A 6,428-nucleotide genomic window follows, 5' to 3' on the forward strand; every position below is an offset into this window, starting at 1 on the left:
TGAAAACGGGTTAGCAACGTGAATTTTGGTTGCCCAAGCCAAAAAACGGCATAAAACGGAGTGGTTGGCTGATTGGCCTGCACCGCGAGGGGAGGAGACCTGAAACAATGGCGCGCGAGGCACATGCATTTCATCATTGCTGACGATCACCCGCTTTTCCGGGGCGCACTCAGGCAGGTCCTTTCGGGACAGTCGCAGAGTGTTGAAATCATCGAAGTCGGCGATTTTGACGCCGTCAAGAAACTGGTCGGCGAACGAGAAGATATCGATCTTCTACTGTTGGATTTGACGATGCCGGGAGGAACCGGGCTTTCCGGTCTGGTGACGTTGAAGGCCTTGCAACCGGCGCTTCCGGTTATCATCGTCTCGGCGACTGACGATGCCGCCACAATCCGTCATGCTGTCGAGCTCGGCGCTTCCGGTTTCATCTCGAAATCCGCCAGCATGGAGACCATTGGCGAGGCCGTGCGTGCCGTTCTGGCTGGCGATATCTGGACACCTGCCGATATTGAGCTGGATCATCCGCACGACCCTGAAATTGAGGCTCTCATTGCGCGACTGCGCACATTGACACCGCAGCAGACACGTGTGTTGACCATGCTTGCCGAGGGTCTTCTGAACAAGCAGATTGCCTATGAGCTTGGCGTGTCGGAAGCCACGGTCAAGGCGCATGTTTCGGCGGTGCTGCAGAAACTTGGGGTCGACAGCCGCACGCAGGCGGTCATTCTTCTGTCACGCATCGGTAATGATGCCCTGAGCACGGATTGAATGACGGTCAACTACTGAGCGGCGTTCTGCGCTGACCTATTATCCTGCCTCGCATGATAAAAATGCGATAGAAGGGAACGCAATGCGGCGGGCCGAAGTGGCTTGTGCAAAACCGTGACGTTCTCGTCTTCAGCGCGCTGGCGGACTTCCTTGGAACGATCGGCTGTCAGCAGGACGGCGGGTATTTCCACCTGAAACGTCTCGCGCGCAAAGCCGATCATATCGAGGCCGTTTTCGTGTAGAAGATGATAATCTGCGACGATCACATCGGGCGGTGTGGAGTGGTCGGCACAATAGTTCTTCAACGCTGCTCCACTGCGCAACGTCGTTACATGGCATCCCCACCCGCGAAGCAGCGTTTCCATTCCGGACAGGATGCTGGCGTCATTATCGATGCAGAGAACATCGAGCCCGGTCAGTTCCAGCGCTTTCTGCAGGCCGCGGCGGCTCTTCACGTCATCGGCGGGCACTTTTTCCTGTGAAACAGGAATGCGCAGGGTGAACATGGTTCCCTTATCGGGCGTCGAAGTCAGGGACAGCGGCAGCGACAGCAGCCTTGCGATGCGGTCGACAATGGAAAGGCCGAGGCCAAGCCCTTCCGCTTCCCGCATCCCCTCATCCAGTCGCGTGAACTCCCGGAAGACAAGTTTCAGCTTTTGCGATGGAATGCCGATGCCGGTATCGAACACCTGCAACTCCACAAAGGAACCACGACGCCGAACGCCGAGCAGAATACCACCCTTGCGGCTATATTTGATCGAGTTGGAAACAAGGTTCTGGATCAGGCGGCGAAGCATATTGCGGTCCGTTTTGACAACGATGCTCGACGGCACAACGCGCAACTTCAGCCCTTTGGCGGCTGCAAGAGGCGTAAAATCGGTAGCAATCTGGCTCATCAGCTTGTCGAGGTGAAACACCGAGAGGTCAGGCTTGAGTGACCCGGTGTCCAGTCGGGAAATATCCAGCACCATACCCAGAATGGCTTCCACGGCCTCCAGCGAGGAATCGATATTACGTGCGAATTCGCTCGTTTCGGAGCGTCCGAGTTTTTCGGCAAGCGCCGTACTATACAATCGCGCTGCGTTGAGAGGTTGCAGAATGTCATGACCGGCTGCTGCCAGAAAGCGTGTCTTTCCCTGATTGGCCTCTTCTGCTGCCGTCTGGGCCTTGGCGAGCTGCTGGTTGACGCGGGTCAGTTCTGCCGTGCGATCCGCCACGCGCTGCTCCAGCATTTCCGCTGCCTTCTGGCGCGTGACGTCGGCTTCGACTGCTGCCGTGATATCGGTATATGTCGCGACAATTCCGCCATCCGGCATCGGGTTGGATTGAATTTCCAGCACCTTGCCCGTCGATTTCATGTCGATGCGCCATGGCTGGCGCACAGCTGCGAGCGAGCGGATGACCCCGTTCTGCGCGTTGAACGATATATCGCCGCGGCTGTGCAGCTGTTCCACGATTTCCGAAACGGGTATCCCGACCTGCATCACTTCATCTGGGAGATCGAAAAGCTTGCGGAACTGCCGGTTCCAGAAAGTCAGCCTCAGATCCTTGTCTAAAACGGTAATTCCCTGTTCCATCTGATCGAGGGCTGTTTGCAGCAGATTGCGGTTTTGCTGCAAGGCGGTCGAAGCATCGTCAAGGAGCTGTCGCGCGTCACGTCCTGATGCATCGCTCTTCTGCAAAAGCAGTGACAGTACAAGGCGCGCCGATGCCGAGCCGACGGCTGTGCCGAGCAGCTGCTCCGCATGACGGATGAGCGGTGTGTCGACAGTCATGCCCGGATCAAGCCGCCTCTGTTCCCTTCCTTCAAAGCGCAGAAAGGCGCGCTCGACACGTTCCGCACCGAGATAGCGCGCCATGGTGGCTTTCAGTTCGGCAACAGTGACGGTTGTGCGGAAGCGCTTGAGCGTCGGCGTGCCGATGAAATAACGCGGCAGGAAGATGCTTGCCTGAATGCGTTCGAGCGGTGTCGAGGTTCGTGAAAGGGAACCAAGGATGTAGAAGAGCGTATTGGCTGCAAGGCTCCACATCACGCCATTGGTCAGCGGGAGAGCGTTGGTTCCGAAAAGCGCTTCGGGACGTAGCGCCGTAAAGCCAAGGAAGCCGTCGCGCAGAATAGCAGCATTTTCCGGCGCCATCGTTGGCAGTAGCAGTGTGTAGGCCCAAACCAGAAATCCTGCTGACAGTCCCAGCATGGCACCGCGCCCATTCGCATTGCGCCAGAACAACCCGCCGATGAAAGCCGGAACAAACTGGGCAATTGCAGCAAAGGAAACGAAGCCGATCGAGGCAAGATGGATGTTGTTGGAGGTAAACCGATAATAGGCGAATGCGAATGCCAGAATGCCGATAATGGTGAGGCGGCGTGTGTTCAGAATGACTTTGGTCAGGTCGCGCTGTTCGGCGGCATGTTGCTTCGCGAGACGCCGGATGAAGAGCGGCAACACCAGATGGTTGGAGATCATGATCGAAAGCGCAACGCAGGCGACGATGACCATCGCCGTTGCCGCTGACAATCCGCCGAGAAAAGCCACCAGTGCGAGCCAATGAGCGCCTGCCGCCAGCGGCAAAGCCAGAACGTACAAATCTCCGCTGACATTGCCTCCGAGCGTCATCACGCCAATCAGCGCGATGGGAAAGACGAAGATATTGATGAGGACCAGATAAAGTGGGAAGAGCCAGGAGGCTGTTCGCAGTTCCTTTTCACTCCGGCTTTCCACCACGGTCACATGGAATTGTCGCGGCAGCATGATGATGGCGGCGGCACTAAGTGCGCTTTGTACGATCCATGTGCCGATGGATGTCTGATAGTGGAACGCTTCCAGCGCTTCTGGTGATTGGGATATCTGATTGATCAGCTGCGATGGGGCGCCGAACAGAAAGAAGGTGCAGGCAAAGCCAACGGTCAGGAAGGCGCAAAGCTTGATGACGGATTCCAGAGCCACAGCCAAAATAAGGCCGTTCTGATGTTCCGTGGCGTCGGTATGGCGGGTGCCGAAGAGGATCGCAAAGACAGCGAGCACAGCGGCAACGGGGAGGGAGATGTCACCGAATATGAATACCGACGGATCGACGGCTGATCCGTAATGCTCCATGACAAGACCGACACTGCCAGAAACGGCTTTGAGCTGCAGCGCGATATAGGGGATCGAGCCGACGGCTGCGATGCAGGTCGCAAGAGAGGCTACACCGAAGCTCTTGCCGTAGCGGGCAGCGAGAAAATCAGCAATTGACGTGATGTGCTCGGATTTCGCCAGTCGCACGATATGCCGCAGCAGCCGGTTGCCGAGCGTAAAGACGAGAATGGGGCCGATATAGATTCCAAGGAACTCAAGACCGCGCTGAGCCGATAAGCCGACAGAGCCGAAGAAGGTCCAAGAGGTGCAGTAAACGGCCAGACTGAGCGCATAGATGTAGGGGCGCGGAGCACTGTTCCAGCGCGACGTGCGCCGGTCGCCGATGCTGGCAACTGCAAAAAGCAGCAGCAAATATAGAAAGGCGGCGCCAATAATACCCCAGCCCTGCATAGTCGGCCTGTTCCCTCACTCCTCGATCATGATTTGACGCAAGCACTTTCGGTGCATTCGTGCAAGATTATTGATGAAAAACAGTGTGTTTTAGCGGTTTCATCTTTTCTTTGGTAATTTTCGCCTACACACTAGGAGTGTGATCCCGAAGAAGTGCACGTCATTTTTCAGGATAGCATTTGAAATGGCAGGGCGCTTTTCAGTTTCGCTTCTGAGATGGGCCCTGCCATCCACTGCCAGTTTATCTGGTGCCCAGGTTGATTTGGCGAACGCCACCGCGGCAGGACGGCCCCAACGGTCCGCGTTCGTGAGGGAGACAGGTAATGCTAAAGGAATTCAAGGAATTCGCCCTGAAGGGCAATATGGTCGATCTGGCCATCGGTGTCATTATTGGCGGGGCGTTCGGCGGCCTCGTCAATTCCATCGTCAACGATATCATCATGCCGATCATCGGTCTGATCACTGGCGGTATCGATTTTTCGAATATGTTCATACAGCTGGCAGGTGAACCCAGGGCCACACTGGCAGCTGCCCGTGAAGCCGGTGCGACTATTGCCTACGGCAATTTCGTCACGCTTCTCATCAACTTCCTGATCATCGCATGGGTATTGTTCCTTGTGGTGAAGGGAATGAACCGCATGAAGAAGAAGGAAGAGGCAAAGCCGGAACCGGAAGCACCGCGCGAGGAGGTCCTGCTGACCGAAATTCGCGATCTTCTGGCAAAGCAGAAAGCCTGATTGATTCAGAACTGGCGAACGAATGCGGGGCCTTGTGGCCCCGTTTTCTTTTGATCCATAAATACGCTTGATCGGACCATCACAAAAAGCCGCGTGATTTCGCTAACGGGCCTTGATAAGCACGAAATCAAAATCGAAGTTCAACGCGGGGAAATCATGACGCTCATAGCCAATCTTCGTCGGGAAGCAGCTCAATCACCCGAAAGCGGGATTGTGGCGGTCGCCAATCACGGACGCGGGCGCGAGGGGCTCATCCCGCTTTGGGTAGGCGAGGGAGATCTTTCGACGCCCGATTTCATCCGCGCCGCGGCCCAAAAAGGTATCTCTGAAGGCGAGACCTTCTATACCTGGCAGGCTGGCATCCCGGAACTGCGGGAGGCGCTGGCTCGCTATCACGCGCGTCATTTCCCGCTGCCCCTGAAACCGGAGAACTTTTATGTCACCGGCTCCGGTATGCACGCCATCGAAATGGCGCTGACAGCAACTGTTGGGGCGGGCGAAGAGGCGATTTATCTTTCCCCGGCCTGGCCAAATTTTGTTGGCGCAGCTGGTCTGGCGGGCGCTGTTCCGGTTCCGGTCGAGCTGGAATTCGGTGCCAATGGCTGGATGCTCGATCCAGAAAAGATCGCAGCCGCCATCACGCCGCGCACGAAAGCACTCTTCATCAATACGCCATCCAATCCCACCGGCTGGACAGCGGACCGTGAGACATTGCAATTCATTCTCGATCTTGCCCGCAAGCATGGTCTCTGGATCATCGCCGACGAGATTTATACCCATTTCTATTATGGTGGCGGTCGCGCTCCATCCTTCATGGATATTATGGAGCCGGATGATCGCATCATCTTCGTCAACTCGTTCTCCAAGAACTGGGCGATGACGGGCTGGCGTGTCGGCTGGATGACGGTGCACCCGTCACTGGGGCCGATCATTGAAAATCTGATCCAATATTCGAATTCGGGTGTTGCCCAATTCATGCAACGTGGTGCCGTTACGGCTCTCGATGAAGGCGATGCCTTTATTTCGATGCAGGTTGAACGGGCGCGTTCGACGCGCGATAGCCTGTGCGCAGCGCTGTTATCGACCGGCAAAGTTCGCCTGACGCCGCCTCAAGGGGCATTTTATCTTTTCTTCGGCGTGGATGGTGTCGGGGATTCCGTCAAGGCGGCCATCGATATGGTGGACAATGCCAATGTCGGTCTGGCACCTGGCAGCGCTTTTGGCCTCGGCGGCGAAGGTTTTTTCCGTCTCTGTTTCTGCCGCGATCCGGAACAGGTGGACGAAGCCGCACGGCGGCTCGTGCGCTGGATCGAAAAGCTCTGACAAATAAAGGCCGCTCGAAGCGGCCTTTTTATTGGGTGCGCCGAGCATGGCGCGTGGTGCGCAAGCATCGCTC

At 56.5% G+C, this 6,428-nt stretch carries 4 protein-coding genes; 3 read left to right on the top strand and 1 reads right to left on the bottom strand.

Going from position 1 to position 6,428, the window contains the following annotated elements:
* The first annotated feature begins 123 nt into the window (after nucleotides 1-123).
* Nucleotides 124-768 (top strand): response regulator transcription factor, encoded by a 645-nt coding sequence (locus tag CES86_RS14875; RefSeq protein WP_010658229.1) that lies wholly within the window; start codon nucleotides 124-126, stop codon nucleotides 766-768.
* A gap of 11 nt (nucleotides 769-779) precedes the next feature.
* Here CES86_RS14875 and CES86_RS14880 read toward each other — a convergent pair whose 3' ends face one another.
* Complete coding sequence (locus tag CES86_RS14880) at nucleotides 780-4,295, bottom strand: PAS domain-containing hybrid sensor histidine kinase/response regulator (RefSeq protein WP_010658230.1); 3,516 nt, start codon at nucleotides 4,293-4,295, stop codon at nucleotides 780-782.
* A 323-nt stretch (nucleotides 4,296-4,618) separates the two neighbouring features.
* Here CES86_RS14880 and mscL point away from each other — a divergent pair, with 323 nt between their 5' ends.
* Nucleotides 4,619-5,032 (top strand): large conductance mechanosensitive channel protein MscL, encoded by a 414-nt coding sequence (gene mscL, locus CES86_RS14885; protein ID WP_010658231.1) that lies wholly within the window; start codon nucleotides 4,619-4,621, stop codon nucleotides 5,030-5,032.
* 156 nt (nucleotides 5,033-5,188) lie between these two features.
* Complete coding sequence (locus tag CES86_RS14890; protein WP_010658232.1) at nucleotides 5,189-6,355, top strand: pyridoxal phosphate-dependent aminotransferase; 1,167 nt, start codon at nucleotides 5,189-5,191, stop codon at nucleotides 6,353-6,355.
* Nucleotides 6,356-6,428: the final 73 nt, after the last annotated feature.

It is taken from the genome of Brucella lupini (genome assembly GCF_002252535.1).
GTDB lineage: Bacteria > Pseudomonadota > Alphaproteobacteria > Rhizobiales > Rhizobiaceae > Brucella > Brucella anthropi.